The sequence below is a fragment of the Klenkia terrae genome, assembly GCF_037083865.1.
Lineage (GTDB): Bacteria > Actinomycetota > Actinomycetes > Mycobacteriales > Geodermatophilaceae > Klenkia > Klenkia terrae.
Window position 1 is genome coordinate 58782 of record NZ_JBAPLV010000022.1, and the last position, 22814, is coordinate 81595.

The 22814-nt window shown below is 75.1% G+C and carries 28 protein-coding genes; 11 read left to right on the top strand and 17 right to left on the bottom strand.

Annotation, left to right across the window (positions count from 1 at the left end):
* Positions 1-117 precede the first annotated feature (117 nt).
* Entirely contained in the window at positions 118-774 is a 657-nt protein-coding gene (locus UXQ13_RS17920; RefSeq protein WP_225235811.1) for an HAD family hydrolase, read from the top strand.
* Between the two features lie 6 nt (positions 775-780).
* Here the strand turns inward: UXQ13_RS17920 and UXQ13_RS17925 are convergent, their stop codons facing one another.
* The gene (locus UXQ13_RS17925) at positions 781-1242 is read right to left on the bottom strand and encodes an Lrp/AsnC family transcriptional regulator (RefSeq protein ID WP_225235812.1); all 462 of its coding nucleotides are present in this window, start codon (positions 1240-1242) and stop codon (positions 781-783) included.
* 78 nt (positions 1243-1320) lie between these two features.
* Between UXQ13_RS17925 and UXQ13_RS17930 the strand changes: the two genes are divergently transcribed.
* Positions 1321-1797, top strand: a complete 477-nt coding sequence (locus tag UXQ13_RS17930) for a DUF2000 domain-containing protein (protein WP_336392643.1) — start codon at positions 1321-1323, stop codon at positions 1795-1797.
* Between the two features lie 9 nt (positions 1798-1806).
* Here UXQ13_RS17930 and UXQ13_RS17935 read toward each other — a convergent pair whose 3' ends face one another.
* The 8 genes from UXQ13_RS17935 to UXQ13_RS17970 form a co-directional block, all read right to left on the bottom strand.
* Positions 1807-2109, bottom strand: a complete 303-nt coding sequence (locus tag UXQ13_RS17935; protein WP_225235814.1) for a hypothetical protein — start codon at positions 2107-2109, stop codon at positions 1807-1809.
* A 55-nt stretch (positions 2110-2164) separates the two neighbouring features.
* Positions 2165-2941, bottom strand: coding sequence for a TIM barrel protein (locus UXQ13_RS17940; RefSeq protein WP_225235815.1), 777 nt, complete (start codon positions 2939-2941; stop codon positions 2165-2167).
* Positions 2942-3046: 105 nt separating this feature from the next.
* Positions 3047-3448, bottom strand: coding sequence for a DUF1801 domain-containing protein (locus UXQ13_RS17945; RefSeq protein ID WP_225235816.1), 402 nt, complete (start codon positions 3446-3448; stop codon positions 3047-3049).
* A 12-nt stretch (positions 3449-3460) separates the two neighbouring features.
* Positions 3461-4006 carry a GNAT family N-acetyltransferase gene (locus UXQ13_RS17950; RefSeq protein ID WP_225235817.1) on the bottom strand — a complete coding sequence of 182 codons (546 nt, stop codon included), beginning with the start codon at positions 4004-4006 and terminating at the stop codon, positions 3461-3463.
* Positions 4007-4040: 34 nt separating this feature from the next.
* Positions 4041-4958, bottom strand: coding sequence for a class A beta-lactamase (gene bla, locus UXQ13_RS17955; protein ID WP_225235818.1), 918 nt, complete (start codon positions 4956-4958; stop codon positions 4041-4043).
* A complete protein-coding gene (locus tag UXQ13_RS17960; RefSeq protein WP_225235819.1) occupies positions 4958-5593 on the bottom strand; it encodes a DUF6518 family protein in 636 nt (211 codons plus the stop codon). Before UXQ13_RS17960 ends, bla begins: the two co-directional genes overlap by 1 nt.
* A 97-nt stretch (positions 5594-5690) precedes the next feature.
* Positions 5691-6032, bottom strand: a complete 342-nt coding sequence (locus UXQ13_RS17965; RefSeq protein WP_225235820.1) for a DUF2834 domain-containing protein — start codon at positions 6030-6032, stop codon at positions 5691-5693.
* A gap of 28 nt (positions 6033-6060) precedes the next feature.
* Entirely contained in the window at positions 6061-6543 is a 483-nt protein-coding gene (locus UXQ13_RS17970) for a MarR family winged helix-turn-helix transcriptional regulator (protein WP_225235821.1), read from the bottom strand.
* 91 nt (positions 6544-6634) lie between these two features.
* Here UXQ13_RS17970 and UXQ13_RS17975 point away from each other — a divergent pair, with 91 nt between their 5' ends.
* Positions 6635-7537 (top strand): NADP-dependent oxidoreductase, encoded by a 903-nt coding sequence (locus UXQ13_RS17975; RefSeq protein ID WP_225235822.1) that lies wholly within the window; start codon positions 6635-6637, stop codon positions 7535-7537.
* 27 nt (positions 7538-7564) lie between these two features.
* Here the strand turns inward: UXQ13_RS17975 and UXQ13_RS17980 are convergent, their stop codons facing one another.
* On the bottom strand, positions 7565-8539 hold the full coding sequence (locus UXQ13_RS17980; RefSeq protein ID WP_225235823.1) for an SDR family oxidoreductase: 975 nt from the start codon (positions 8537-8539) through the stop codon (positions 7565-7567).
* Between the two features lie 220 nt (positions 8540-8759).
* Between UXQ13_RS17980 and UXQ13_RS17985 the strand changes: the two genes are divergently transcribed.
* From UXQ13_RS17985 to UXQ13_RS17995, 3 genes are all read left to right on the top strand, one after another.
* The gene (locus UXQ13_RS17985) at positions 8760-9593 is read left to right on the top strand and encodes a helix-turn-helix transcriptional regulator (protein WP_225235824.1); all 834 of its coding nucleotides are present in this window, start codon (positions 8760-8762) and stop codon (positions 9591-9593) included.
* 166 nt (positions 9594-9759) lie between these two features.
* A complete protein-coding gene (locus UXQ13_RS17990) occupies positions 9760-10491 on the top strand; it encodes a PIG-L deacetylase family protein (protein WP_225235825.1) in 732 nt (243 codons plus the stop codon).
* Entirely contained in the window at positions 10488-11180 is a 693-nt protein-coding gene (locus UXQ13_RS17995; RefSeq protein ID WP_225235826.1) for a 4-carboxy-4-hydroxy-2-oxoadipate aldolase/oxaloacetate decarboxylase, read from the top strand. Before UXQ13_RS17990 ends, UXQ13_RS17995 begins: the two co-directional genes overlap by 4 nt.
* A gap of 33 nt (positions 11181-11213) precedes the next feature.
* Here the strand turns inward: UXQ13_RS17995 and UXQ13_RS18000 are convergent, their stop codons facing one another.
* The gene (locus tag UXQ13_RS18000) at positions 11214-11921 is read right to left on the bottom strand and encodes an alpha/beta fold hydrolase (RefSeq protein ID WP_225235827.1); all 708 of its coding nucleotides are present in this window, start codon (positions 11919-11921) and stop codon (positions 11214-11216) included.
* A gap of 272 nt (positions 11922-12193) precedes the next feature.
* On the opposite strand from UXQ13_RS18000, the gene UXQ13_RS18005 reads away from it, so the two are divergent.
* From UXQ13_RS18005 to UXQ13_RS18015, 3 genes are read left to right on the top strand one after another with little or no spacing between them, the layout of a single operon-like run.
* Complete coding sequence (locus tag UXQ13_RS18005) at positions 12194-12898, top strand: alpha/beta fold hydrolase (protein ID WP_225235828.1); 705 nt, start codon at positions 12194-12196, stop codon at positions 12896-12898.
* A 14-nt stretch (positions 12899-12912) separates the two neighbouring features.
* Complete coding sequence (locus UXQ13_RS18010; RefSeq protein WP_225235829.1) at positions 12913-13191, top strand: muconolactone Delta-isomerase family protein; 279 nt, start codon at positions 12913-12915, stop codon at positions 13189-13191.
* Entirely contained in the window at positions 13188-13925 is a 738-nt protein-coding gene (locus tag UXQ13_RS18015; RefSeq protein WP_225235830.1) for an SDR family NAD(P)-dependent oxidoreductase, read from the top strand. The genes UXQ13_RS18010 and UXQ13_RS18015 overlap by 4 nt, the downstream gene beginning before the upstream one ends.
* A 3-nt stretch (positions 13926-13928) precedes the next feature.
* On the opposite strand, the gene purU is transcribed toward UXQ13_RS18015, so the two are convergent.
* The 4 genes from purU to UXQ13_RS18035 are packed head-to-tail and all read right to left on the bottom strand — an operon-like array spanning position 13929 to position 17954.
* Positions 13929-14801, bottom strand: a complete 873-nt coding sequence (purU, locus tag UXQ13_RS18020) for a formyltetrahydrofolate deformylase (RefSeq protein WP_225235831.1) — start codon at positions 14799-14801, stop codon at positions 13929-13931.
* On the bottom strand, positions 14798-15724 hold the full coding sequence (locus tag UXQ13_RS18025) for a bifunctional 5,10-methylenetetrahydrofolate dehydrogenase/5,10-methenyltetrahydrofolate cyclohydrolase (RefSeq protein WP_225235832.1): 927 nt from the start codon (positions 15722-15724) through the stop codon (positions 14798-14800). Before UXQ13_RS18025 ends, purU begins: the two co-directional genes overlap by 4 nt.
* Positions 15721-16593 (bottom strand): methylenetetrahydrofolate reductase, encoded by an 873-nt coding sequence (locus UXQ13_RS18030; RefSeq protein WP_225235833.1) that lies wholly within the window; start codon positions 16591-16593, stop codon positions 15721-15723. Before UXQ13_RS18030 ends, UXQ13_RS18025 begins: the two co-directional genes overlap by 4 nt.
* Positions 16593-17954 (bottom strand): aminomethyl transferase family protein, encoded by a 1362-nt coding sequence (locus UXQ13_RS18035; RefSeq protein WP_225235834.1) that lies wholly within the window; start codon positions 17952-17954, stop codon positions 16593-16595. Before UXQ13_RS18035 ends, UXQ13_RS18030 begins: the two co-directional genes overlap by 1 nt.
* A 203-nt stretch (positions 17955-18157) precedes the next feature.
* Here UXQ13_RS18035 and pabB point away from each other — a divergent pair, with 203 nt between their 5' ends.
* Complete coding sequence (pabB, locus tag UXQ13_RS18040; RefSeq protein ID WP_225235835.1) at positions 18158-19912, top strand: aminodeoxychorismate synthase component I; 1755 nt, start codon at positions 18158-18160, stop codon at positions 19910-19912.
* Here the strand turns inward: pabB and UXQ13_RS18045 are convergent.
* Positions 19909-20769, bottom strand: coding sequence for a class III extradiol dioxygenase subunit beta (locus UXQ13_RS18045; RefSeq protein WP_225235836.1), 861 nt, complete (start codon positions 20767-20769; stop codon positions 19909-19911). The genes pabB and UXQ13_RS18045 overlap by 4 nt on opposite strands.
* A complete protein-coding gene (locus UXQ13_RS18050) occupies positions 20762-21121 on the bottom strand; it encodes a protocatechuate 3,4-dioxygenase (RefSeq protein WP_225235837.1) in 360 nt (119 codons plus the stop codon). The genes UXQ13_RS18045 and UXQ13_RS18050 overlap by 8 nt, the downstream gene beginning before the upstream one ends.
* Positions 21122-21390: 269 nt before the next feature.
* On the opposite strand from UXQ13_RS18050, the gene ligM reads away from it, so the two are divergent.
* The gene (ligM, locus tag UXQ13_RS18055) at positions 21391-22791 is read left to right on the top strand and encodes a vanillate/3-O-methylgallate O-demethylase (protein ID WP_225235838.1); all 1401 of its coding nucleotides are present in this window, start codon (positions 21391-21393) and stop codon (positions 22789-22791) included.
* Positions 22792-22814 lie beyond the last annotated feature (23 nt).

Sequence of the window (22814 nt, forward strand, 5' to 3'; positions counted from 1 at the left end):
TCCCGGTGCACCGACGACCCTGGTCGATCCGTGTGACCTGGGTAACCGTCAGCGGCGCGCACTTCGGGTGCCGTCGTCCGCCAGGTGGCGGACGGCGGCCCGTGCCAGGCTCGGCCGGTGTTCGTCACCATCGACCTGTTCAGCGCGCTGATCGACAGCCGAGCCGGCGGCGGTGCGGCGCTGGCCCGGATCGCCGGTGCGGCCGGGCACGACGTGGACGGCGGGGCGCTCTTCGACGACTGGGACGCCCGATGCAAGGCCTCGCAGCGGGACACGGTCGGGTGGATCCCGTTCGCCGAGCACTGCCGGCTGGCCCTGGCCGGCACCTGGGCGGCGCGGGGGTGGTCCGGGGACGTCGGGGCCGCCACCGAGGAGCTGCTGGACTCGCTGCCGAGCTGGCCGACCTGGCCCGACGTCCCGGCGGCCCTCCCCCGGCTGCGCGAGCGGCACCGGGTGGGCGTGCTGTCCAACGTCGACGACGCGCTGCTGGCCCGGACCCGGGTCGCCGGGCTGCTGGACCCCGACGACCTGCTGACCAGCGAGCGGCTGCGGGCCTACAAGCCGGGCCCGGAGATCTACCGCCGGGCGGTGGCCGCCGGCGTGGAGGTGCACGTGCCCGCCTCGGCACGGGACGTCCGGGGCGCGCTGGAGGCCGGGATGGCCGTCGTCCGGGTGGTCCGGCCCGGGCACCGGCTGGACCCCGCCGGGCCGGTGCCCGGGCTCGTGGTGCCCGACCTGCTGGCCCTGCCCGACGTGCTCGCGACGCTGGGCTGACCGCGGTCAGGGGCGGACCGGGTCGATCCGGGGCGGCCGGCGCAGGTGCTCGTAGACCACGCTGGTCCGGACGTCGGCGACCTCGGCCCGCTCGGTCAGCCGGTCGATGACGAAGGCGTAGAGCGCCTCGTTGTCGGCCACCGCGACGTGCAGCAGGAAGTCCTCGGCGCCGGACACCACGAAGAGCCCGATCGTCTCGGGCAGCGCCTGCGCCCAGTCCCGGAAGGCCTCGATCGCCCGGCGGGACGGCGGCCGCACCCGGACGGCGATCAGCGCCTGCACCGGGCGGCCGACGGCGGCCAGGTCGACGTCCAGGGTCGCGCCGCGGATGACCCCGCGGTCGCGCAGCAGCCGGGTGCGCTCCAGCGCGGTGGAGGGCGCCACGCCCACCGCGGCGGCCACGTCGCGGTTGCTCCGCCGGGCATCGGACTGCAGTTCCCGCAGGATCGCCGCATCGAGTTCGTCCACGGGTCCATCCTGCCCGCCGCTGCCGAACGATGTTCGGCAGCGGTCCGGATCGACCCCTCCTGTGCCTAGCGTGACGGCATGACAGCGAACGACGTCCCGGGTCTCCTGCCGACCGAGGTCATCACGGACGAGCCGACCCGCAACGCCCGGTTGAAGTGGGTGGTCCTGGTCGACCCCGCCGTCCCCGCGGGCGAGATGGTGAACGCGGTGGCCTGCATCGCCGCGGCCACCGGCGCTGCGGTGGACAACCTGCTCGGCCCGGGCGGCCCGGACGCCGACGGCGTCGACCACCCGGGCCTGCCGTGGGCCGGCTGCTCGGTGCTGACCGCGACCGCCGAGGAGCTGGCCGCCGTCCGGGCGAAGGCGGTGGCCTCGGTGGGCGTGCTGGTCGTCGACATGCCCCGGTCGGCGCAGACCCACCGGGTGTACGACGGCTACCTGGCCGAGCTGGCGACCACCGCACCGGCCGACCTGGCCTGCCGCGCGGTGGGCCTGGTCGGCCCGCGCAACCGGATCGCCGCGCTCACCAAGCGGCTGCCGCTGCTCACGTCCTGAGCGCGGCCCTCACTCCCGCCCGGTGAGGTGCGCCCGGACGGCGGTCCCGGCCGGGTCGAGCCAGCCCTTGCTCGCCGCGTAGCCGACCATCCCCTCGAAGCCGGCGACCCACTGCTCGTCGTCGGGTCGGCCCGCTGCCCGCAGCCGGGCCACGTCGAGCCAGGCGTGGTCACCCTCGACGGTGCCCAGCGGGGCCAGCCGGTCGGTCAGCTGGTCGGCGGGGATCTCCGCCGGGGCCAGCACGTCGAGGCTCTTGAGGTCGTCGGCGCCGGTGACCTCGGGGTCGGCGGTGGTGCTCAGGACGATGCGCACGGTGTCTCCTTCAGGTAGGTGGTCGCCGGGGCGGCGGCTGTCCGGTCGCGGGTCCTCAGGCTGATCGGGCCAGCCTGCGGATGTACTCGGCGGACGCCTCCGTCGTCGTGGTCGGTGCGTACTCCAGACCGATCGGGCCGGCGTAGCCCGCGGTCCGCAGGTCGGACAGCCGAGCCGGCCAGTCGATGCCGCCGGTGCCGGGTTCCCCGCGTCCCGCGGAGTCGGCGATCTGCACGTACTCCACGAGGTCGGCGAAGGCGGCGAGTTCCACCGTCGGGTCCTCGCCCTGGGTAACCGAGTGGTAGAGGTCGTAGAGCAACCGGAACGAGTCGGAGCCCACCCTCCGGACCACGTCGGCCGCATCGGCCGTGTGGTCGAGGAGTGCGCCCGGGTGGTCCACCCGGGTGTTCACGGCCTCCAGCAGTAGAGCCACACCCGAACCCTCGATCCTGTCCACGGCCCGGCGGAAGATGCCGGCCAGGCGTTCGTGGTTCGCAGTGCGCGTCGCCCCGCCGTACCCGACGCCCGAGCCGGTGACTACCCGCGGGCAACCGAGGAGGTGAGCAGCCTCGACCGCGCGGTCGAGGCCCGCGGAGAAGGCGTCCGCCGTCTCCCAGGGCAGCGCGAAGTCGGTGCGAGGCTCGACGACGATCGACGTCATCGACACGCCCGTGTCGGCCAGCGCACCGGCGATCGAGGGCAGGTCCTTGCTCGCGGTCCCCCACATCTCGACTGCGTCGAAGCCGGCGGCGGCCGCCGCGCGGACGCGGTCCGCGTGGTCGGGACCCGCCTCGGTGAAGAGCAGCTCGATGTTGGGTGCCAAGCGGTACACGTTGGTCACTCCTGTCCGACGGCCGTGGAGGGGACGGTACGCAGGACGAGTTCGACGAAGGGGTGTCCTCGTCGTCGGCTGGCGGGGCGACCGGCACCAGCCCGGTCAGCGCGGCGGGGCCACGTCCACGTCCACGTCCAGCCAACGGCCGAGCAGCTCCAGCACGGCGTCCAGGTGCTCGTCGGTGGCGCCCGGCGCGGTCAGGTCCACGACGCCGCGGTCGGGGGCCGGCCACCGGACCAGGCCGGACCCGTCGTCGAACCGGAAGGTGCCGGTGTCCGCCCGGCGGGCGGCTCCGCGGTGCAGCACCAGCTGGAAGACGTCCCCCGGTGCGAGGCGGAAGGTGACCCGGTCGACGCCGTCGACGGCGAAGGACGGCGCGTTCCACTTCACCCGCTCCTCGATGCCCGGGCGCAGGGCCAGCACGGCGGCGCGCACCCGCAGGACGTCGTCCCGGCGCGGGTGCTGCAGGGTGTCGAGGTACTGCTCGACGCTGGTGGTGGTCATGCCGTGCAGACCTCAGCCGACCGGCGGACTCATCGGCCGGGTCAGGAACAGCGTGTCGCCGTGGGCGTCGTCGGGCTCCACCCGGTCGGTCGGCTCGAAACCGACGCGCGCGAGGACCCGGAGGGAGGCGCCGTTCCGCCGCCGGACCGTGGCCCACAGTCGCCGGTGCCCCGAGCTGTCGGCCCAGCCCACCACCGCTGCGGCGGCCTCGGTGGCCAGGCCCCGGTGCCAGGCGTGCCGCAGCAGCTCGAACGCGATCTCCGGCTCCCCCGCGGGCACGCGCTCGCCGGCGAGCAGACCGCAGTGCCCGACGACGTCGCCCTGTCCGCGGCGCTCGACGGCGAGCCAGCCGAGCGTGCTCGGCCGCTGCTCCCGGATCCACCGCCCGAGCTCCTCGACCGTGGGCCGACCGTCGCGGCCGGGCCGGCGGTGCGGCGGGACCCGCGGGTCCCGCTCCTCCCACAGCTGCCGGAGGACCGGCGCCTCGGCCACCCGCCAGGGCCGCAGCCGGAGCCGCTCGGTGGTCAGCACGATCCCGTCGGGACCCGGCTCCTCCACGGGGGCGACCCTCCCACGCTCGACGAGGGCGGACCTACCGGCCGAGCTGCTCGACGACCGCCCGGGTGGCATCGGCCAGCAGCCCGTCGTCGCTGTCGGCCTCGGCCGTCCCGCGGTCGGTGAGCAGGACGACGACGAGCGGTGCGCCGCCGTCGTCCGGCTGCACGACCGCGACGTCGTTGCGGGTGCCGTACCCGCCGCTCCCGGTCTTGTCCCCCACCGTCCACCCCGTCGGGACGCCGGCCCGGACGGCCGCGTCGCCGGTGGTGTTCTCCTGCAGCCACTGCAGCAGCAGCGCACGCCGCGGCGGGGTCAGCGCGTCGCCGAGCACGAGCTGCTCGACGGTGCGGCCCAGGCCGGCCGGGGTGGAGGTGTCCCGCGGGTCGCCCGGGGTGGCCTCGTTGAGCGCGGGCTCGGTGCGGTCGACGTTCGTCGTGGTGTTGCCGGCGTCCCGCAGTGCGGCCTGCACCTGGGCCGGACCGCCCAGCTGCTCGACCAGCAGGTTGGCCGCGGTGTTGTCGCTGACCGTGATCGCCGCCCGCATCACCTCGCGCAGCGGCAGACCGACCCCCACGTACTGCGACGTCACCGGCGCGTACTCCAGCACGTCGGCGGCCTCGATCGGCACCACGGCGTCCAGCTGGGCGTCGTCGACCCGCTGCAGCAGGAGGCCGACCAGCACGAGCTTGATGGTCGAGGCGTGCGCGAACCGCTCGTCGACCCGGTGGCCGAGCACCTGCCCGGTGCCGGTGTCCAGCACCCAGGCGCCCACCCGGGCGCCGTAGGCCTGCTCGAGCGCGTCGACACCGGCGAGGGCGGCGACGTCGGGGGTCGTCGTGGACGCCGCCGCGGACGACGGTGCGGACGAGGGGCTGGACGTCGACGCCGTCCCGCCGCTCCCTCCGCAGCCGGCCAGCAGGACCGCGGCCACCAGCACCGCCGCCCTCCGCATCACAGCAGCGCCAGCAGGACGCCGAACCCCAGCGCCCCGGCCGCCACGGCCGGCAGCAGCCAGCGCGCGGCGGCCAGGTGCTGCCGACGGTGGGACCCGAGCACCAGGAGGAGCAGCACCCCCACGCCCCCGGCGACGGCAGCCTGCCCGGGGTGGCCCAGCACGACGCCGAACAGCACGACCGCCTCGGCCAGCCAGGCCGCCACCAGCACGGCGATCCCGAGGCCGCGCTCCCGCCCCTCCCCGGTGCGCCAGGCCCGGCCCGCCAGGCCCAGCACGGCACCGCCGACCACCCCGGCGACGAGCCACACCGCGACCGGCACGGGGGCCACACCGAACCCGCGCGCGGCGGAGACGATGTAGTAGCCCGCCACCTGCGCGGTGCAGGCGAGCACGCCGACCAGGACGGCGGACCGGGTCGAGCGGGCCCACGCGGCGACCAGGAACGGCGCCAGCAGCCACGGCCCGACCGCGTTCGTCAGACCCGACAGGACGGTCGACCCGAGCAGCGTCTGCGCCGGGGACGTCAGCGCCCCGACGGCCACGCCGACGCCGAGGGCGAGCAGCCACCGGACGGGGGCGGTCGGGGGCGCAGCGGTCGGGGCTGCAGCGCTCGAGGACAGGGCGGTGGTCACGCGACCACTGTCGCCCGCCGTCCCCCGTCGCGGATCGCCCCCGGGGTGGAGATCCGCGCCGGCGGTCTCCACCCCCGGGCGGACCCGCCGGCCGGGGTCAGGCCGGCACAGCGGGGGCCGCGACCTGACGGTCCAGCGCGCGTTCCCGCACGAGCAGGAACAGCGGGAACATCAGCGCGAACGCCGTCGGGAGCGACAGCAGGCCGTAGAGCCAGGGCAGCCGCATGCCCACCCGCCGGCCCTCGACGGTCATGAACACCGCGCCCGCGACGAACACGACCAGCAGGTCGACGGCCGCCGAGGACGACGCAGCGTTGGCGAACCAGGCCTCGAGGTACGGGACCGAGCCGGTGTACCGGAGGGTAAACCACCAGGTGCCGACCAGCCCGACCACGGCGGCGACCCCGTAGAACGCCTGCCGGACATGGGTGGCGCGCATGGCTGCTCCTGGTGGCCGGCGTCGGTGGTCAGCGGGCGCCGTGCGCCGGCAGCGCGGCCACGCAGTCGGGCCGCAGGGGGGTCAGCAGGGCCTCGGCGAGGTCCTCCAGCTGCCGGGCCCCCCAGGTGCCCAGCGGCTCGAACACGTGCCGCCGGACCTCCTGGGCGTAGCCCGGTTCGACCTGCGCCACCAGCTCCGCACCGGCCTCGGTCAGCCGGGCCAGCGTGCGCCGGGCGTCGGCCGGGTCGGTGGTCCGGGTGATCCGCCCGCGCTTCTCCAGCCGGGCGACGATCCGCGACAGGTGCGACGGGGTGACGGCGGCGGTGGAGGCCAGCCGGCCCATGTGCACCTCGCGGTCCTCGCCGGCCGACAGGCACCGGAGCACCCCGTACTCCGCGTGGCTCAGGCCGGCGGCGGCCTCGAGGTAGGTGTCGAGCTCGGCGGGGAGCCACATCATCACCCCGACCAGCAGCGACCAGGTGCGGTCCTGCTGGTCGGACAGGCGCTCCATGCCCGCACCCTACCGTTGCTTGCCGCGGAAAGGACCTGGCGTACGTTGCTTTCCGCGGCAAGAGATGCCGCGCGTCGACAGGAGATCCCCCGTGCATGCTGCCCGCTACCACCGCTACGGCGCGCCCGACGTCCTCGTCGTGGAGGAGGCCCCCGAGCCGCACGCCGGTCCCGGCGCCGTCCGCATCGCCGTCCGGGCCGTGAGCGTCAACCCCATCGACGTGCTGCTGCGCGCCGGCCGGCTGGAGTCCGTGCTGCCCCTGGAGCTGCCGGCGATCCCCGGCCGGGACGCCGTCGGGGTGGTCGACGAGGTCGGCGCCGGGGTCGAGGGCACCCGGGTGGGCGACCTTGTCTTCGGCCTGGGCGGGGTCAGCGACACCACGGCGGAGTTCGCGGTGCTGACCGCGTGGAGCGGCGTCCCCGGTGGCTGGTCCACCGAGCAGGCGGCCGCTGCCGGCCTGGCGTCGGCCACCGCGGCCGCCGCGCTGGAGGACCTGGGCGACCTGGCCGGTCGGACGGTGCTGGTCGAGGGTGTCTCCGGCGGCGTCGGCAGCGCGGTCGCGGCGCTCGCGCTGGCCGCCGGGGCCACGGTCGTCGGCACCGCGAGCCAGGCGCACCACGACGCCCTCACCGCCCTGGGCATCCGGGTGACGACCTACGGCGAGGGCCTGGCCGACCGGGTCGCCGCCCTCGCCCCGGACGGCGTGGACGTCGCCGTCCACGCCGCCCCCTCGGCCTCGCTGCCCGACCTGGTGGCGATCGTCGGCGACGCCACCCGGGTCGTCACCGTCGTGGACACCGCAGGCGCGGCCCGCCTGGGCGCGCGCTCGGTCAACGCCCGCAACGACTCCGCCCTGCTCGAGCAGCTCGCCCAGCTGGGCCGGCGCGGGGCGTACACCCCCCGGGTCGCGCACGTCCTCCCGCTGGCGTCCGTCGCCGAGGCCCACGCGCTGGCCGAGGGCGGCACGGGCAAGGTCGTGGTCACCGTCCCCTGACCCGGCCCTGACCGACCGGCGCTGCGGTCACCGGGCGCCGGCGTCCTCCGGGGCGGCCGGCGCACCGAGGGCGGTCAACCCGCACAGCCGCAGGGAGAGGTCGAAGGTCCGGGCGGCGAGGTCGGCGTCGGTGAGGCTGGCGTAGGGCGGCCGCTGCGCGGGCGCCCCGCCCAGGCCCAGGGGGCCGCGGGGACCGAAGAACCGGCCCCCGTCGGCCGCCGGGTCGGTGGCCGCGAGCAGGGCCGGGAGGCCGGCGCTCTCCACCGTGCCGACCACCCACCCGCGGACGGACAGCAGCCGGATCACGCGGCGGCCGGCGGTGTCCCGGCTGCGACCGACCTCGGGACGGGCGGCCAGCAGGGCGGTCGGCGCGATGCCGGGGTGCGCCAGGTTGCTGGTGATCCCCCAGCCGGCGGCCTTGCTGCGCCGGTCCAGCTCCAGGCCGAAGAGCCCCAGCGCGACCTTGGACGAGCGGTAGGCCTTCATCCCGTCGTAGCTGCGCTCCCAGTCCAGGTCCGCCAGGTGCAGCACGCCGCGGTCGGCCGCGATGCTGAGCTGGGACACCACCCGGGCGCGACCGGCGACCAGCAGCGGGTGCAGGTGGGCGACCAGGGCCACGTGGCCCAGGTGGTTGGTGCCGAACTGCAGCTCGTGCCCGTCGACGGTGGTCTGCCGGGTGGGCGGGGTCATCACGCCGGCGTTGAGCACCAGGATGCCGATCGGGGCGCCCTCGGCCCGCAGCTCGTCGCCCAGCGCGGCCACGGAGTCCAACGAGGACAGGTCCATCGTGCGCAGCGACACCTGAGCGCCGGGCACCTCCGCCCGGATGCCGTCGAGTGCGGCCTGGCCCTTGGCGGGGTTGCGGACGGGCAGCACCACCTCGGCGCCGGCGGCGGCCAGCCGGGCGGCGATGAGCCGGCCCATGCCGTCGCTGGCGCCGGTGACGAGGGCACGGGTGCCGGTCAGGTCGGGGACGGTGATGTCGAGGGCTGTGCGGGCCACGGGGACCTCCGGGGTCGGTGTCGAACGGTCGGTGTCGAGCGGGTCGCCGCCGACAGTGCGCGCCGCCGGCCGGGGCAGCCACGGCCTGTCGATCCGTGGCTGGCCGGGCCGGGCCTGCCGCGCAGAGGGGGATCACCAGGTCCTGCCACGCGACGGCGCCGACCGGTACGAAGGAGACCGGTGCGGGAGGAGACCGGCACCGACGAGGGCAGGAGAGCGCGTGGACATCGACCGCACGGGTCTGGCGGACTTCCTGCGCACCTGCCGGGAGGCGCTGCAGCCCGAGGACGTCGGGTTGCCCCGCGGCCAGCGGCGTCGCACCAGCGGACTCCGCCGCGAGGAGGTGGCCGCGCTGTCCCACATGTCCGCCGACTACTACGCCCGCCTCGAGCGCCGGCGGGGGCCGCAGCCGTCGGAGGGCATGGTCGCGGCGATCGCGCAGGGCCTGCACCTGTCCCTCGACCAGCGCGACCACCTGTCCCGCCTCGCCGGCCACCACCCGCCCGCCCGGGGCGCGGAGAGCCAGCACGTCGGGCCGGGCATCCTGCGGATCCTCGACCGGCTCGACGACACCCCGGCCGAGGTGGTGACCGAGCTCGGGGAGACCCTGCGCCAGACCCGGATGGGCATCGCCCTGCTGGGCGACGCCTCGGTGCGGACCGGCCCCGGGCGCAGCCTGGGCCACCGCTGGTTCACCGATCCCGGGTCCCGGTCGCTCTACCACCCCGACGACCACGGCTACCTGTCCCGGGTGTGGGCCTCCGGGCTGCGGGAGGTCATCGCGCTCCGGGGTCCGCGGTCCCGGGCCGCGGCGCTCGCCGAGGACCTGCTGGCGCGCAGCGAGGAGTTCCGGCAGGTCTGGGCCACCCACGAGGTCGGCGTGCGGCCGCGGCCGGTGAAGCGCTTCGTGCACCCGGAGGTCGGCCTGCTGGAGCTGCAGTGCCAGACCCTGTCCGACCCGCAGCAGTCCCACTCGCTGCTGGTCTACACCGCGGTGCCCGGCAGCGAGAGCCACGAGAAGCTGCAGCTGCTGTCGGTGGTCAGCGCCCCCTGACCCTCCGGGACGGATGACGTAGCCCGGCCGCGTCGTGCCACCGGTCCCGGAGGGGTCATCGCACGGTGGGTCGCCGGCCGGCCGGCTGCCTACCCTCGGCACACGTGGACGACGCCGTGCCGCCCCCGGCACCGGTCGCCCCGGTCGACCGGAGGGTGCACCCGTCATGACAGCCCCAGGACCCGGCTCCGTGCTGGTCGTCAGCGCGCACGCCGCCGACTTCGTCTGGCGCGCCGGGGGTGCCCTGGCGCTCTACGCCGACCGCGGCGCCGCGGTGCACGTCGTGTGCCTGAGCTTCGGCGAGCGCGGCGAGTCCCAGGGCCTCTGGAAGCAGGAGGGCATGACCCTGGACGGCGTCAAGACCGCCCGACGCGCGGAGTCCACCGCCGCCGCGCAGGCCCTGGGCGCGACGGTCGAGTTCCTGGACCTCGGCGACTACCCGCTGCGGGTGGACGCCGGCGCCGAGGACACCCTCGTCGCGATCCTGCGCGCGCACGCCCCGGACGTGCTGCTCACCCACGTACCGCACGACCCGTACAACACCGACCACGACCTGGCCCACGCCACCACGCTGCGGACCCGGATGGTCGCCCAGGCGCACGGCCACGACCGCAGCACCGCCCCGCTGGGCGCCCCGCAGGTGTTCCAGTTCGAGCCGCACCAGCCCGAGGTCTGCGGCTTCGTGCCCGACCTGCTGCTGGACGTCTCCCCGGTCTGGGAGCGCAAGCTCGAGGCCATGCGCTGCATGGCCGGCGGCCAGGGTCATCTCGTCGACTACTACACCGACCTCGGCGTCCGGCGCGGCGTGCAGGCCCGGCGCAACGGCGCCCCCGCCGGCGTCACCCACGCCGAGGCCTTCCGGCGGACCTACCCCAGCGTCGGGACGGAGCTGCGATGACCCAGCACGTGGTGGTGCGGACGACGAAGGGCCCGGCGCCGGCCGACCTGGCCGCACTGGCCGGGTTCGGCGTCGCGACCGCGCACGAGGCGGCCGGCCGGACCGGGCTGGTCGGGCCCGAGCTGCGGCCAATCTACCCCGGCTCCAGGATTGCCGGCCGGGCGGTCACCGTGCTGTCCCACCCCGGCGACAACCTGATGATCCACGCCTGCATCGAGCAGTGCCGGGCCGGTGACGTGCTGGTCGTGGCGACCACCTCACGCAGCACCGACGGCATGTTCGGCGAGCTGTTCGCCACCCAGCTGCGGGCCCGCGGCGTGCTGGGCCTGGTCACCGACGCCGGCGTCCGGGACGTCGCCGAGCTGACCGCCATGGACTTCCCGGTCTGGTCCCGGGCGGTGCACGCGCAGGGCACGGCCAAGGCGGTCCCCGGCTCGGTGAACGTGCCCGTGGTGGTGGCCGGCCGGCTGATCACCCCCGGGGACGCCGTGGTCGCCGACGACGACGGGGTGATGTGCGTGCCGCTGGCCGACGTCCCCGCCGTGGTGGCCGCGTCGGCCGCCCGGGAGGCCACGGAGGCCGGGAAGCGGGCGCAGTTCGCCGCCGGCACCCTGGGCCTGGACCTCTACGACCTGCGCCCCACCCTGGAGCGGCTGGGCGTGGTCTACCTGGACGAGGACGACGCCTGACCGGGGGCGGGGCCGCCGGCCCCGCCCCCGCACTCAGGCGCTCGCGACGGCGTCCAGCAGCAGCCGGCTCAGCTCGCGCGGCCGGCTGAGGAACGGCGAGTGCGCGGAGTCGACGTGCACCACGTGGTCCACCCGGCCCTCGGCCATCGCCTCCTGCACGAACGGCGGGATGCCGGTGTCCAGGTCGGCCACCACGTAGGTCGTGGGCACCGCCCGGTGCGCGGTCGCCGGCAGTGGGGTGGTCACCGAGCTCATCGACTGGAACCCCAGCTGCGCCGCGGCCGACGCGGCCACGGCCGGGTCGCAGTCGCCGTAGAAGACCGCGACCGGGTCGGCGGCGGCCATGTGCGTGCCGTCGGCCGAGATGTCCCAGAACGGCGGCGGCGTGCCGCCGCCGGCCTGCAGCAGGGTCGCCCCCTCGTCCAGGACGAAGGCGCACACGTAGACCACGCCCACCACGTCGTCCCGGCCGACCGCGGCTGCGCTCACCGGCAGCCCGCCGTAGGAGTGGCCGACCAGCACCTTGGGCCCCTCGACCGCGTCGAGCACCGCACCGACGGCCGCGATGTCGTCGGCCAGTCCCCCGAGCGCCGCGGCGTCCTGCCCCGAGCTGGGCAGGTCCACCGTCGCCGTCGCCTGCCCCTGGGCGGCCAGCTCGTCGACCACCGTCGACCAGCACCAGGAACCGTGCCAGGCGCCGTGCACCAGCACGAGGGTCGGGGTGGGGTCGGTCTGCGTCATCGTCTGCTGCTCCGTCGCTGGAGTGGGCGCCACCGGGCGGTGGTGCGGGGAGGTGCTGCCCGGAGCCTGCTGCACCGGCCGACCGCTCCGCGCCGGTCCGACGACGCGCCCGCACCGGCCGGGCGACCCGGGCCGGGCGGGTCAGATGTCGCGCCGCACCGGTGCCGCACCGGCCACGGCACCCGGGTCACGCGGAGCACGTCGTCCCCCGGTGTCCTCCCTAGGATTTCGGGAGGCCCGATCGGGCCGGCAGCTCGCGGGAGGTGGGGACCGTGTCGACGTTCGTGCTCGTCCACGGCGCGTGGCACGGCGGGTGGTGCTGGGACCGGGTCGCCCCGGTGCTGCGCGCCGCCGGCCACGAGGTGCACGCGCCCACGCTGACCGGGCTGTCGGAGCGGGCGCACCTGCTCTCGCCGCTGGTCGGGCTGGACACCCACGTCGAGGACGTCGTCCGCCTGCTCGACACCCTCGACCTGCGCGACGTCGTGCTGGTCGGGCACAGCTACGCCGGCCAGGTGGTCACCGCGGTGACCGACCGCCGTCCCGACCGGGTCGCGCTGCGGGTGCACCTGGACGCCTTCGTCGGGGACGACGGCGAGGCCGCCCGCGAGCTGCTGCCCGAGACCGTCGCCCACCACTGGGCCGAGTCCGCCGCCGAGCAGGGCTTCGGCTGGCTGGTCGCCGTCCGCAAGCTGTCGGTGCTGGGCGTCACCGAGCAGGCCGACGTGGACTGGCTGCTGCCCAAGCTCACCCCGCACCCGTGGAAGACCTACACCGACCCGCTCCGGCTGACCGGCGCCGGGGATGGCGTCCCCGCCGCCTTCGTCGAGTGCACCGACTGGATGGGGGTGTTCGCCGGCCAGGCCGACCGGGCCCGCGCCCGCGGCTGGCCCGTGCACGAGATCGCCACCGGCCACGAGGCCATGGTGACCGCTCCCGACGAGCTGGCCGCCCTGCTGGACCGACTCGCCCGCTGAGACTGGAGACCACCGTGGAGTTCCTCGTCCGGACCGAGAACCGCATGCCCCTCGACACCCCGGACGACGTCCGGGAGTCCCTGCGCGCCGGGGAGCGCGCGCGGGCCCAGGAGCTGCGGGACGCCGGCATCCTGCTGCGGCTGTGGCGGGTGCCCGGCCGCAACGCCACCGTCGGGCTCTACGCGGCGGCCGACCCCGCCGAGCTGCACGACGCCCTGGTCTCGCTGCCGATGTGGAAGTACATGGACGTGCAGGTGGAGGCCCTGGCCACCCACCCGCAGGAACGCCGGTGACGCCGGTCGCCGTCGTCACCGGCGCGGCCGGCGGCATCGGGGCGGCCATCGTGCGCCGGCTGGTCGCCGACGGGTTCGCCGTCGCCGCCCTGGACGTGGCACCACCGGCCGACGAGGGCGTGCGGGCGGCGGTCGAGGGCGGCACCGTCGGTTGGTGGGACTGCGACGTCACCGACCCGATCGCCGTGCACGACACCGTGGCCGCCGTGGTGGCCCGGCACGGCCGGCTGGACGCGCTGGTCAACGACGCGGGCCTGCTGTCCGGGCGGGCCAGCTTCCTGGAGACCACGCCCGAGCAGATGCACCGCTTCTTCGACGTCAACGCCGTCGGCGTGCTGCTGATGACGCAGGCCTGCTTCCCGCACCTGCGCGACGCCGAGGCCGGCGGCCGGGTGGTCAACCTGGGCAGCCGCACGTTCTTCACCGGCGGCCCCGGCCAGCTCGCCTACGTGGCCAGCAAGGGCGCGGTGATCGGCATGACCCGGGTGATGGCCCGCGAGCTCGGCGAGCACCGGGTCACCGTCAACGCCGTCGTCCCCGCCCAGGTGGAGACACCGGGCACCCAGGCGCACTCGGGTCCCGAGGTCTTCGCCCGCACCCGGTCGCAGCAGGCCATCCCCGACCCGGTCACCGGGGACGTCGTCGCCGGCACGGTGGCGCACCTGCTCTCCCCCGACGGCCGGCTCACCACCGGCCAGTGCGTGGTGGTGGACGGCGGCGGTCTGCTGCGCTGAGGCTCAGCCGAAGACGACGGTCCGGTTGCCCACCACCGCGACCCGGGTCTCGGTGTGCCAGCGGACCGCGCGGGCCAGCGCCCGGCTCTCGGCTTCCCGGCCGCGGGCGGCCAGGTCGTCGGGACCGTGGGAGTGGTCGACCCGGATGAGCTCCTGCTCGATGATCGGACCCTCGTCGAGGTCGGCGGTGACGTAGTGCGCGGTGGCGCCGATGAACTTCACGCCGCGGGCGTGGGCCTGGTGGTAGGGCCGGGCGCCCTTGAAGCTGGGCAGCATCGAGTGGTGGATGTTGATCGCCCGGCCGGCCAGCGCGCGGCACAGGCCGTCGCTGAGGATCTGCATGTACCGGGCCAGCACGACCAGCTCGACCTCCTCGCGCTCCACCAGCTCGAGCAGCTGCGCCTCGGCGTCGGCCTTGGTGTCCGGCGTGACCGGGATGTGCACGAACCGCACGCCGAAGCTGTCGGCCACCCGGCCCAGGTCCGGGTGGTTGGACACCACCGCGACGACCTCGATGCCCAGCTCACCCACGGAGGCGCGGAAGAGCAGGTCGTGCAGGCAGTGGGCGAACCTGCTCACCATGATCACCACGCGCGGCCGGTGGTTCCGGTCGGCCAGGGTCCAGGTCATCCCGAACCGCTCCGCCAGCGGCTCGACGGCCGCCCGGATGGCCGGCAGGTCCAGCGGGGCGCCGTCGACCCGGGCGAACTCCACGCGCAGGAAGAACTCACCGGTGCTGGGGCTGCCGAACTGGCCGCTCTGCACGATGGTGCAGTCCAGGTCCACCAGCAGGCCGCTGACCGCGTGCACGATGCCGGGGGCGTCGGGGCAGTGCAGCAGCAGCACGCCGTGCTGCGCGCCCAGGGGCGGGGTCATGGCACCTCCAGCAGGGACGGGGCGGGCTGCCCGGCGGCGAGCCGGGCCGCGGTGACGGTGGTGCGCAGCAGCCAGACGTCGGTGACCGGGCCGACGCCGCCGGGGACCGGGGTGATCGCCCGTACCCGCGGGGCCACCGAGGCGAAGTCGACGTCGCCGACCATGTGGACGACGCCGTCCGGGCCGGTCCGGGCGTTGATGCCGACGTCGATGACGACGGCGCCCTCGCTGACGTGCTCGGCCCTGATCAGTCCGGCCTTGCCCGCGGCGACCACCAGCACGTCGGCCCACCGGGTGTGCCGGCCGATGCCGGTGGTCCGGTCGGCCCACTCGTCGACCGACTGCACCGTGGCCTGCCGGGCGTAGCCCAGGCTGATCGCGGGCTTGCCCACGTTGTTCGAGCGGCCGACCACGACGATGTTCGCCCGGTGGTAGAAGTCCGTGCGGTCCTCCCCCACCGAGTCCAGCCAGGTGTCGAGCAGGTGGAACACCGACGCCGCGGTGGACGGCACGAAGCGGGGCACGCCCAGGGCCAGCAGGCCGGCGTTCTCCGGGTGCACGCTCTCGATGTCCTTGGTCGGGTCGATGGCCCGGAACACCACGGACTCGTCCAGGTGCGCCGGCAGCGGGCGCAGCACCAGGATCCCGGAGACGGCCGGGTCGGCGTTCAGCAGCGCCACCTCGGCCAGGACCTCGGGCAGGGTGGTCGCGCCGTCCAGCGCGCGGTGCCGGTAGGGCACGTCCAGCTCGCCGGCCAACCGGCGCAGCCGTCGCTCGTAGGCGCCGGCCCCGTACTCCTGGCCGACCGCCAGGGTGGCCAGGCCGATGCCCACGCCGTCCCGGCGCAGCGCGGCGACGTCGACGGCCAGCTCCTCGCGCAGGGCGCGGGCGCAGGCGCGGCCGTCGATGAGCTGGGCGGTCACGGGAGCCGGGCCAGCCAGCGCTGCCGCCAGGCCTCGGTGGTGTCCAGCTCGTTGAAGGTGAACACGTGCAGGCCCTCGAGCCCGCTGCCCGGGACGCCGAAGGCCGGGGTCAGCTGCTGGATCAGCTTGTCCGGGCTGTAGCCGCCGGGCAGGAAGAACCGCCAGAACATGTTCTGCTGCTTCTTCAGGAACCGGGCGGACTGGCCCAGGCCGAGGCCGGCCGACACCCGGATCAGCTTCTGCCGGCTGATCGCCCCGGGGATGCCCACCCGGACCGGCAGGGTGACCCCGCGCTCGTAGGCCGTGCGGGCCCACCGCACGGTGGTCGCGGCGTCGAAGCACAGCTGGGTGATGACCTGGGTGGCGTGCTCGGCCTTGGCCTCCAGCGCGCGCTCGACGAGCTCGTCGGCGATGCTGCCGTGCCCCTCCGGGTAGCCGCCGATCCCGACCGTGCTGAACGGGCGGCCCATCTCGTCCAGGGCCTCCAGCAGGCCGAGGGCGTCGGTGAAGTCACCGGCCGGCTCGGCGGCGTCCCCGCCGATCACGAAGACCCGGTCGACGCCGGCCTCGCGCAGCTGGGCCACCAGGTCGGCCAGGTGCGCCCGGTCCCGGACCAGCCGGGCCGCCAGGTGCGGCGCGGCCCGGTACCCGGCGGCGGTCAGCCGGACGGCGAGGTCCACGGTCGGGCCCAGGCCCTTGGCCTCGGTGGTGGTGACGGTGAGCGCGACGTCGGTGGGGACGTCGGCCAGCACCTTGTCCTCGGCCGTCTTGAAGGGCAGCACCTCGTAGGTGGCGTCGCGGAGGGCGGCGGCGAGCTGGGCCCGGCCGGCCCGCGGCAGCCCGGCGTCCGGGCGGGAGACCACGGCCATCACCGGTCCCGGTAGCTGCTGCGGGCGAACTGGACGTAGGGGGCCTGGGCCACCGTGGCGCGGATGTCGACCACCCGGTGCTCCTCGACCTGCGGCTTGCGCGAGTTCGGCTCCTCGCCCCAGCGGACGACGACCTCGGTGCCGGGCTCGGCGCAGGCCAGGTCCACCGCGGCGAGGGAGACCATCACCCGCTCGTTGGCGATGTAGCCGCAGTCCAGGGAGACGCCGACCGGCCGGCCGTCGAGCAACACCTGGTCCTCCTGGTGCAGCGCGTAGCGGATCTTGGGCAGGTCCAGGTACTTCGCGCCCGGGCCCTCCTCGACCAGCGATCCCATGGCCGCGGCGACGTCCTCGGGGTGCCACACCAGGGTGACTTTTCGCCTGGGCGGGGCGACCGCGAGCGCCTCCAGTGCCGCCCGGCCGACGAAGTCGTGGTCGAACTTCACGTTCCGGTCGTAGCCCAGGTCGTAGGGGGTCAGGTAGTAGTCGGCGATGTCGGCGGAGTCCACGCTGCCGCCGATCGCGCCGATCGCCGAGGCCGGCAGCCACTCCCGGTACTCCTGCAGCAGCGGGTCGTCGCCGAAGACCGCCGGGATCGGGGCGGGCACCCACCCGGACTCCAGGTTGGCCGTGGAGTAGGCCTTGGCGCCGGCCCGGACCAGGCCGTGGTCGGCGCCGGCGGTCAGCAGCGCCTGCAGCACCCGCTCGCCGTCGGCCCAGGGCCCGAACAGCTCGAAGCCGGGCTGGCCGGCCATGCCGTGCCGCAGCGCCCGCACGGTGGCGCCGTCGACGGTGAAGGTGGCCATGTGGAAGAACTTCGTGTCCGGCAGCGGCGCGCCGGTGGCCTGCTCGAGGACGGCGGCCGCGGTCGGCCCCTGCAGCTCGTAGCGGTACAGGCGGGGCGGGCCGTCGGTGCGGACGGCGGAGTTGTCGTCGCGCTCGGCGGTGACGTCGTGGTCGCCGCGCTGCAGGTGGAACAGCACCCAGTCGATGACCATCGGGTGGCCGACCAGGTCGAACAGCTCGTCCTCCAGGTGGAAGAGGATCGCGTCGCCGATCAGCTGCCCGTCGGGGTTGACCGCCACGAACTGCTTGGCCTTGTCCACGCCGAAGCCCTCGAAGGAGTTCACCGCCAGCCCGCGCAGCAGGTCCAGCGCGCCGGGCCCGGACAGGAACAGGTCGGTCATGTGGTGCGACTGGTCCAGCAGGGCGCAGGTCTCCGCCCAGGCCCGCTGCTCCGAGCGCCAGTTGGTGAACTCCGGCGCGACCGGGAACGTCATGGCCCGGGCCGCCGAGTGCCGCAGCAGCTCGACCGGGGAGCCGGCGCGGTCGACGGCGGCTGCCAGGGACTCGGACGTCATCTGCGGGTGGCCTTCCCTCGGGGGCGGCGCCGGGGACCCGGCACCTGACCTGGTTCGACGGTAGGGACGGCACCGGTCTCGGAGGATCGCGCGGATGACCGGACCTCGGTGGGCGGCCGTCGTGCCCCGGGTAGGGCATGTGACGTAGCCCGGGCGCGCAGAGCGACGATCCGCCGCCGACGGCCGTCGACCACGATGGTCCGGTGTCCGTCCCCGCTGCGCCCGACCCCTGCTGGGCGCGGTTCGACGACCTGGTCGCCGGGCAGGCCCTGCTGTTCAGCACCCCGCCGCGGGTGCTGGCCGCCTGGACCCCGGCCGAGGTCCCCGGCGTGCTCGCCGCGGTGGAGCAGGCGTGCGCACAGGGCTCCTGGGCGGCCGGGTTCGTCGCCTACGAGGCGGCGGCGGGGCTCGGGGCCGGGTTGCCGGTGCACCCGCCCGAGGAGGGGCTGCCGCTGGTCTGGTTCGGCGTCGTGGACGACGCCCCCGAGGCCGGCCCGCCGATCACCGCCGACGCCGGCACCGGGCACCGCACCGGCCCGTGGGTCGCCGACGCGGGCCGGGCCACGCACGCCGCCGCGGTGGCCGCCGTCCGCGAACGGATCGCCGCCGGGGACACCTACCAGGTCAACCTCACCACCCGGCTGCGCGCCCGCACCGCCGGCGACCCGTTGAGCCTGTACGCCGACCTGGCGCTGGCCCAGCGCGGGAGCGGCAACGCCTACCTGGACACCGGCCGGTTCGCCGTCGCCAGCGCCAGCCCGGAGCTGTTCTTCACCCGGGACGGCGACCAGGTGGTGATGGCGCCGATGAAGGGCACCGCCGCGCGGGGCCCGACCACCGCGGCCGACCAGCTGGCCCGGGCCGCGCTGCTGGCCAGCCCGAAGGAGCGCGCCGAGAACGTGATGATCGTGGACCTGGTCCGCAACGACCTGGCCCAGGTGGCCGTCGTCGGCGGGGTCGAGGTCACCCGGTTGCTGTCGGCCGAGCGCTACCCCACGGTGCACCAGCTGACCTCGGAGGTCCGGGCGCAGCTCCGCCCGGGCACCGGGCTGGTCGACCTGTTCACCGCGCTGTTCCCGTGCGGGTCGATCACCGGGGCGCCCAAGACGTCGACGACGGCGCTGATCACCGAGCTCGAGCCCGGCCCGCGCGGCGTCTACTGCGGGGCCGTCGGGTACGTGGGGCCGGCGGCGCACGCCCGGTTCACCGTCGCCATCCGGACCGCCGTGGTCGACCGGTCGGCCGGGACGGCGGTCTACGGCGTCGGCGGGGGCATCACCTGGAGCTCCGAGGCAGAGGCGGAGTACGCCGAGCTGGAGACCAAGGCCCGGATCCTGGCCGCCCCGCCGGCGGCCTTCGAGCTGCTGGAGACGATGCGGCACGAGGCCGGCCGCGGGCTGGTCGCCTGGCCCGGCCACCGCGCCCGGCTCACCGACTCGGCGGCCTACTTCGGGTTCCGCCTCGACGTCCCGGCGGTGGAGGCCGCCCTGCAGCAGGCGCTGGCCGGTGCCGGGGACGCCCGGGTCCGGCTGCGCTGCGGACCCGACGGCGAGGTCGCCGTGGACCTGGCCGGCCTGCCCGCCCCGCGCGACCTGGTCCGGCTGGCCGTGGACGACGAGCCGGTCGACGAGACCGTCTGCTGGCCACACCACAAGACGACGCTGCGGGCGCCCTACGACACCCGGCTGGCCCGGCACCCCGGGGCCGACGACATGGTGCTGGTGAACACCCGCGGCGAGGTCACCGAGACCTGCCGGGCCACCCTCGCCGTCCGGCTGGACGGCGTCTGGTGGACCCCGCCGCTGGGCGGCGGCTGCCTGCCCGGGGTGGCCCGCGCCGCCGCCGTGGCGTCCGGCCGGCTGCGCGAGCGGGCCCTCGTCCCGGACGACCTGGTCCGGGCCGAGGGCCTCGCCGTGCTGAACGCGCTGCGCGGCTGGGAGCCGGCCACCCTGGTCTAGCCGGCGGCGACCGGCGCGCGGTTGTCGAACAGGGCCAGGCCGGCGGCGGTGTTGGACGCCGGCACGTGGTAGGCCGAGTGCACCTTGGTGATCTCGGCGTTCATCGCCCCGCGCATGACCAGCCACATGATCAGCTCGATGCCCTCGGACCCGGCCTCGCGGATGTAGTCCTCGCGGGTCATCGCGGCCAGCTTCTGCGGGTCGTGCTGGATGGCGTCGAGGAACATGTGGTCGAAGGTCGGGTTGATGAATCCCGCCCGGGTGCCGGCGAGCTGGTGCGACATGCCGCCGGTGCCCAGCACGCCGACCGTGATGTCCTCCGGGAAGCTGGCCAGCGCCCGGCCGAGGGCCTGGCCGAGGGCGTAGCAGCGGGCCGCGGTGGGCTGCGGGTAGCGGATGACGTTGACCATGATCGGGATGACCGGGCAGGGCCAGGCGTCCCCGGGGTCCGGCGTCCACACCGACAGCGGCACGGTGAAGCCGTGGTCGACGTCCAGCTCGCCGAAGACGGTGAGGTCGAACCCCTCGTCGACCAGCTGCTGCAGCAGGTGGAACGACAGCTCCGGATGACCCAGCACGTCGGGCACCGGGCGCTTGCCGAACCCCTCGTCGGCCACGGTGTACCGGTCGGCGGTGCCGATGCCGAACGTCGGCACGATGTCCAGGTCGACGCCGTTGGCGTGGTCGTTGTAGATCAGCACCGCGACGTCGGGCGTGTGGTCGGCCAGCCACTCCCGGGCCGGCCGGTAGCCCTCGAAGAGGGGGGCCCAGACCGGCTCGGCGGTCATGCCGCGGTCCATGGCCGCCCCGATCGACGGCACGTGCGAGGTCCCCAGACCCCAGATGACCTCAGACATCGGTGCGTCCTCCCGCGAGCATGGCGGCCTTGAAGTCCGCCTCGGTCATCCCGGTGAAGACCCCACCGAGGTACTGCATGGACAGCCCGTCCATCAGCGCCAGCTTGTAGATGTAGAAGATGCTGCCGCCCAGGTCGAGCATCGCCTGCCAGTCCCGGTCCAGCACGGCCCGCGTCTGCTCCGGGCTCAGCGCGAACCGGGCGCAGTACGCCGTCTCGTCGGCCAGGAACGTGGCCCGGGCCTGCTCGTCGCGCAGGGACATGAACAGCTTGTTCATCGCCCGCCCGCGCCGGCTGCTGGGGCCGTCGAACAGGTAGGTCTCCGCCGCGGTGGGGCTGCTCGGGCTGGTCATGCGGGCTCCCTGGTGCCGGTGGCGCGGTCGCCGTGGTGCGGCGTGCCGTCGACGCTAGGACCACGGGGGCGGCCGTGCACCGCCTGGACGTCCCGACCGTGCCCGCCGCAGCGGGGGTGCCGCACGCGACATCTGTCCTGCCCGGACGCGTCGCGTCCGACGCCGATCCCCCGCCATTCCTCGGGTCCGCCGCGTCCCCGGGGTCCCTAGCGTCAGGGAGGGGACCCGACCGTGGTCACCGGGGCAGCAGCGACCAGAACGGGTAGGACATGACAGCCACGAACCTGCAGGACGTGTTGGACCAGTCGGGCGGCACCGTGGAGTTGCTGCGCAACTCCCAGCTGGGCACCTACATCTACCCCGTCGTGCCCTCGGAGTTCACGAACTTCCGCCGCGAGGTCACCGCCTGGCAGCAGACCGCCGTGCTGTTCGACCAGTCCCACCACATGACCAACCTGTGGGTCTCGGGCGCCGACGCGCTGAAGCTGTTCACCGACACCGGGATCAACAGCACCGCGGTCTTCCCGGTCGACTCGGCCAAGCAGTTCGTCCCGGTCTCCCCCGACGGCGGCGTCATCGGCGACGGCATCCTCTTCCGCCTGGCCGAGGACCAGTTCGTCTACGTCGGCCGCGCCCCGGTGGCCAACTGGCTGATGTTCCAGGCCGAGACCGGCGGCTACGACGTCGACGTCCGCAACGACCCCCGCTCCCCCTCGCGGCCCTACGGCAAGCAGGTCACCCGGGACGTCTGGCGCTTCCAGATCCAGGGCCCGCGCGCCTGGGAGGTCATCGAGAAGGTCAACGGCGGCACCGTCGACAAGGTCAAGTTCTTCCGGATGGGCACCATGACCATCGCCGGCCAGGAGATCCGCACGCTGCGGCACGGCATGGCCGGCGCCCCGGGGCTGGAGATCTGGGGCCCGTACGACAGCTACGACGTCGTCCGCGAGGCCATCCTGGAGGCCGGGGCCGAGTTCGGCCTGGAGCCCGCCGGTGCCCGCGCCTACAGCTGCAACACCCTGGAGTCGGGCTGGATCCCCTCCCCGCTGCCGGCGATCTACACCGGCGAGGAGCTGCGGGCCTACCGCGAGTGGCTGCCCGCGCAGGGCTACGAGGCCACCAACGCCCTGGCCGGCAGCTTCGTCTCCGACGACATCACCGACTACTACACGAATCCGTGGGAGCTCGGGTACGGCAACTTCGTCAAGTTCGACCACGACTTCATCGGCCGCAGCGCGCTGGAGGCGATCGACCCGACGACGCAGCGCCGCAAGGTCACCCTGGCCTGGAACGCCGACGACGTCGCCGAACTGCTCGCCTCGCCGGTGCGTCCGGGCCCGGGCTACCAGTTCTTCGACCTGCCCAACGCCAACTACGGCTCGTCGAACTTCGACTCGGTCCTGGACGCCGACGGCACCGTCGTCGGGCTGTCGATGTTCACCGGCTACAGCGCCAACGAGCGCACCGCGCTGTCCCTGGCGACCGTGGCCCCCGACGTCCCGCTGGGCGCCGAGGTCACCGTGGTCTGGGGCGAGCCCGACGGCGGCTCGCGCAAGACCACCGTGCAGCCGCACGAGCAGTTCTCCGTGCGGGCGATCGTCAGCCCCACCCCGTACGCCGCCATGGCGCGGGAGACCTACCAGCAGGGCTGGCGCACCAGCGCGAGCTGAGCACCCGGCGGTGCGGGCCCCGC

Bases quoted from the DNA above. Each gene is read 5' to 3' on its own strand.
- UXQ13_RS17930 (WP_336392643.1), top strand. From the start codon at position 1,321: ATGACAGCGAACGACGTCCCGGGTCTCCTGCCGACCGAGGTCATCACG.
- UXQ13_RS17945 (WP_225235816.1), bottom strand. From the start codon at position 3,448: ATGACCACCACCAGCGTCGAGCAGTACCTCGACACCCTGCAGCACCCG.
- bla (WP_225235818.1), bottom strand. From the start codon at position 4,958: ATGCGGAGGGCGGCGGTGCTGGTGGCCGCGGTCCTGCTGGCCGGCTGC.
- UXQ13_RS17965 (WP_225235820.1), bottom strand. From the start codon at position 6,032: ATGCGCGCCACCCATGTCCGGCAGGCGTTCTACGGGGTCGCCGCCGTG.
- UXQ13_RS17970 (WP_225235821.1), bottom strand. From the start codon at position 6,543: ATGGAGCGCCTGTCCGACCAGCAGGACCGCACCTGGTCGCTGCTGGTC.
- UXQ13_RS17990 (WP_225235825.1), top strand. From the start codon at position 9,760: ATGACAGCCCCAGGACCCGGCTCCGTGCTGGTCGTCAGCGCGCACGCC.
- UXQ13_RS17995 (WP_225235826.1), top strand. From the start codon at position 10,488: ATGACCCAGCACGTGGTGGTGCGGACGACGAAGGGCCCGGCGCCGGCC.
- UXQ13_RS18000 (WP_225235827.1), bottom strand. From the start codon at position 11,921: ATGACGCAGACCGACCCCACCCCGACCCTCGTGCTGGTGCACGGCGCC.
- purU (WP_225235831.1), bottom strand. From the start codon at position 14,801: ATGACCCCGCCCCTGGGCGCGCAGCACGGCGTGCTGCTGCTGCACTGC.
- UXQ13_RS18030 (WP_225235833.1), bottom strand. From the start codon at position 16,593: ATGGCCGTGGTCTCCCGCCCGGACGCCGGGCTGCCGCGGGCCGGCCGG.
- UXQ13_RS18035 (WP_225235834.1), bottom strand. From the start codon at position 17,954: ATGACGTCCGAGTCCCTGGCAGCCGCCGTCGACCGCGCCGGCTCCCCG.
- UXQ13_RS18045 (WP_225235836.1), bottom strand. From the start codon at position 20,769: ATGTCTGAGGTCATCTGGGGTCTGGGGACCTCGCACGTGCCGTCGATC.
- UXQ13_RS18050 (WP_225235837.1), bottom strand. From the start codon at position 21,121: ATGACCAGCCCGAGCAGCCCCACCGCGGCGGAGACCTACCTGTTCGAC.
- ligM (WP_225235838.1), top strand. From the start codon at position 21,391: ATGACAGCCACGAACCTGCAGGACGTGTTGGACCAGTCGGGCGGCACC.